The 3,268-nt window shown below is 57.5% G+C and carries 2 protein-coding genes and 1 pseudogene; 2 read left to right on the forward strand and 1 reads right to left on the reverse strand.

All coding sequences use genetic code 11. The annotated features are described in order from the left end of the window. Positions 1-67: 67 nt before the first annotated feature. Together QWZ14_RS02885 and QWZ14_RS02890 are read left to right on the forward strand one after the other, a co-directional pair. Positions 68-2,599, forward strand: a complete 2,532-nt coding sequence (locus tag QWZ14_RS02885) for an SdrD B-like domain-containing protein (protein WP_456307212.1) — start codon at positions 68-70, stop codon at positions 2,597-2,599. A 362-nt stretch (positions 2,600-2,961) separates the two neighbouring features. After that, positions 2,962-3,102: pseudogene (locus tag QWZ14_RS02890) on the forward strand (IS481 family transposase); the annotation flags it as partial. Here QWZ14_RS02890 and QWZ14_RS02895 read toward each other — a convergent pair. Continuing rightward, positions 3,058-3,268, reverse strand: a 211-nt coding sequence (locus tag QWZ14_RS02895) for a site-specific integrase (RefSeq protein WP_290315064.1), incomplete at its 5' end; no start/stop codon positions are given. The pseudogene QWZ14_RS02890 and the gene QWZ14_RS02895 overlap by 45 nt on opposite strands.

The raw sequence follows: 3,268 nt of genomic DNA on the forward strand, positions 1-3,268 counted from the left end.
CTCGGTCAGCGGCCTGGCCTTCACCGACAGCAACGGCGACGGCATCCAGGGCAGCGGCGAGGCCGGCATTGCCGGCCAGACCGTGCAGCTGCTCAATGCCGCCGGCACCGTGATCGCCAGCACCACCACGGGGAGCAACGGCGCCTACAGCTTTACCGGCGTCACCCCCGGCACCTACGCCGTCCAGTTCACCGCGGTGGCTGGTGCCAGCTTTACCGCCCAGGACGTGGGCAGCAACGACGCCGTCGACAGCGACGTCGGCGCCANTTCCGCGCTTGCGCGAGAAATCGGCGGTTTTGTCTGGCTGGACGCAAACGGCAACGGCTTATTCGATACCAGTGAGCAACTGCTGCAGGGCGTCGCTGTCCGCCTGCTAAAGACCAACGGTGAGGTCCTAGGCCCATCAACAACGACCGACGCTTACGGACAGTATTCCTTCCGAAATATTGATGTTGGAAGCTATCGTGTCGGTTTTGCGCCACTGATTGATACAAAATTTACATCGCAGGATCAGGGCGTAAATGAAAGGCTGGATAGCGACGCCGACCAAACTACCGGCGTATCAAGCCTTCTGGTCATGCTTGGTAATAGCGGTGTGGATTTACGGAGCAGTGCGGGCTTGGTTCTCAATGTCGGTCGTACGCCCTCTTCTGCCCCAACGATTGTATTGGATGACACGAGCAACGGTTACCCCGGAAGTGCTAACGGGGAAATTATTATAGGCAATGGAGGGGACGACAACCTTAACGGCCTTGGCGGTAACGACAGCATCTTAGGGGGAGTTGGCAAGGAAACGGGCAACGGCGGTGATGGCGACGATATTTTAGATGGTGGAGATGGTGATGACAACCTTCAGGGCCAAGAAGGCAACGATACCATTCTAGGGGGCGCCGGAAATGATACGGGCGAAGGCGGCAACGGCAAAGATATCCTGATCGCTGGCTCTGGCGATGACAACATGCAGGGAGAGGGCGAGGATGATCTACTTTTCGGTGGATCAGGACGCGATATTCTGACGGGCAATCAAGGCGACGACTTGGTCGCTGGTGGGAGTGACACCGATACCCTTCAAGGCGCGGACGGCAATGACATAATCATTGGCGGCCAGGATGGCGGTCGAATGTCCTTGAATGCCGAAGGTCTCATTACGGGCGTCGTGCTTGGCGACCAACTAGAAGGCAACCAAGGGGTAGATGCTTTCGTCTGGCAAAGTGGTGACGGTGTAGATTTTCTACTCGATTTCAATCCGTCAGAAGGCGATACCCTCACAATCTATGGATACGACCGTCTCACCGCCATTCAGAGAACGGAAGAAGGACGGATCGCTCTTTATCTCAATGAGAATGCAGGCTTCATTCTTAACAATGGCGTCTTCCAAGGCGCAGATCCGGCACGGCCCCTCCCGGGCGTGCGCTTTGTCCCTAGCAGCCTGAACGCGCCTGGCAGTATCGTTAGCAATGACGCGGTCGTGCCGGTTTTAGCACAGAATTGGGCCAGCATTTTCTTGACCGGTGTCGGCATCGCTGTCTCTCAGCCTTTCGGTGGTCAGCCTGAGGCGAACAGTCCCATCAACACCGATGACTCCCTGGTGGGAACTGCAGGACCGGACACCATCTTCGCCAATATTGGCAATGATACGATTAACGGTGACAGTGGAAACGATACCATTAATGCAGAAGGCGGAAATGATCTCGTATTTGCTGGTGCCGACGCCGATGCTGCCACTGGTGGCACCGGAGATGACATTCTCTTGGGCCAAGATGGAAACGATACGCTAAATGGCGATGCCGGTAACGACACGCTCGACGGCGGCAATGACAATGACGAGTTAAGGGGAGGGGATGGGGACGATAATTTTGTTATAAGTGATGGCAACGACACCATTTATGGCGGTGCCGGCATTGATCGAATTATTTACAATAATGATCGTAATCAAATTACGGTCAATATAAACTCTGCCGGTAATTTAGTTTTAATTAATGGCAACAAAATCGACATAATAAATGACGTAGAGCAATTCTATTTTAATCAGAACCTTTACTCGCTAGATCAGTTGTTTGCGCGCCCAGGCTTCATAAGTTACTCGCAGCAATCTTCAACTTTTGGTAGGGATGCCAGTGCGGGTGGTTGGACTAGTTATGGCGTCTACCCTCGTGAAATGGCGGATGTAAACGGCGACGGCAAAGCAGATATCGTTGGTTTTGGAAATGCGGGAGTTTACGTTTCACTCGCTACCAGCAACGGAAACTTTGGGGTACCCACCCTTAAACTTGCAGATTTTGGCAACACGGCAGGTGGTTGGTCATCAAACGATCGCTTCCCGCGCGAGCTTGCCGATGTGAACGGCGACGGCCGTGCCGACATCGTCGGCTTTGGCAATGCCGGCGTGTACGTGGCGTTGGCCGACGGGTCCGGCGGCTTCGGGCCAATGGCACTGCGCCAAAACAACTTCGGCGCCGGTGACAGCGCAGGTGGCTGGTCATCAAACGATCGCTTCCCGCGCGAGCTTGCCGATGTGAACGGCGACGGCCGTGCCGACATCGTCGGCTTTGGCGATGCTGGCGTGTACTTGGCGCTGGCCGGCAACATTTGGACCTGACGACAGGTTTTGTCCCACGCGCCGTTGTAGGGACTTGGCCCGTGGCGCTGCGGGCAAGGCTGGACCGGGTCGACAAGAGAGGGTCGGTGCCGCCCTGGATTCCCAGACGTCCTGTCGTGCCGTTAGAGCTGTATCACCGCCGCCGCCACCATATCTCGCGCAGGAACTGGTGAGGATGGATCGGCACGAGCGCAACTCAGCGCGGGACCTTGTCGACGTGGCTTCCCGACGCGGCGCCCGAGGGTTTGGTGCGCTGCACGGTTCTGTTGCAGTTTTTGCAGCCTGGCAGGATCGCGGCCAAGCTAGGGGATGGCGAAACGGCGGCTGGCGAAAGTTCGGACGGATCTGAGCTTCAAGGGCCGGCCTTCGTCCAGGCTTACAACTTCGCCAAGCACCTCAAGGCGCTGCGATGGCGCACACCCTTCCAGGCCATCTGTGACGCCTGGACCAAGAACCCGTCAGGATTCAAGATTAACCCGCACCACCTCATCCCGGGACCACACATAGTCGATCCGTGCTTGCCGCAGCCAGGCCTCCAGGGCGCGGACCGGGCAGCGGTCCGAGTCAGGGGCGCGGGCGAGTTCCAGCGCACCCTGGGCCGTCTCCACCACCATCCCCGCCGCGGTGAAACGCAGCTGCTCGCGGTCGAGCGCCACCAGGGCGGCGCGG

Source organism: Paeniroseomonas aquatica, assembly GCF_030409335.1.
Lineage (GTDB): Bacteria > Pseudomonadota > Alphaproteobacteria > Acetobacterales > Acetobacteraceae > Belnapia > Belnapia aquatica.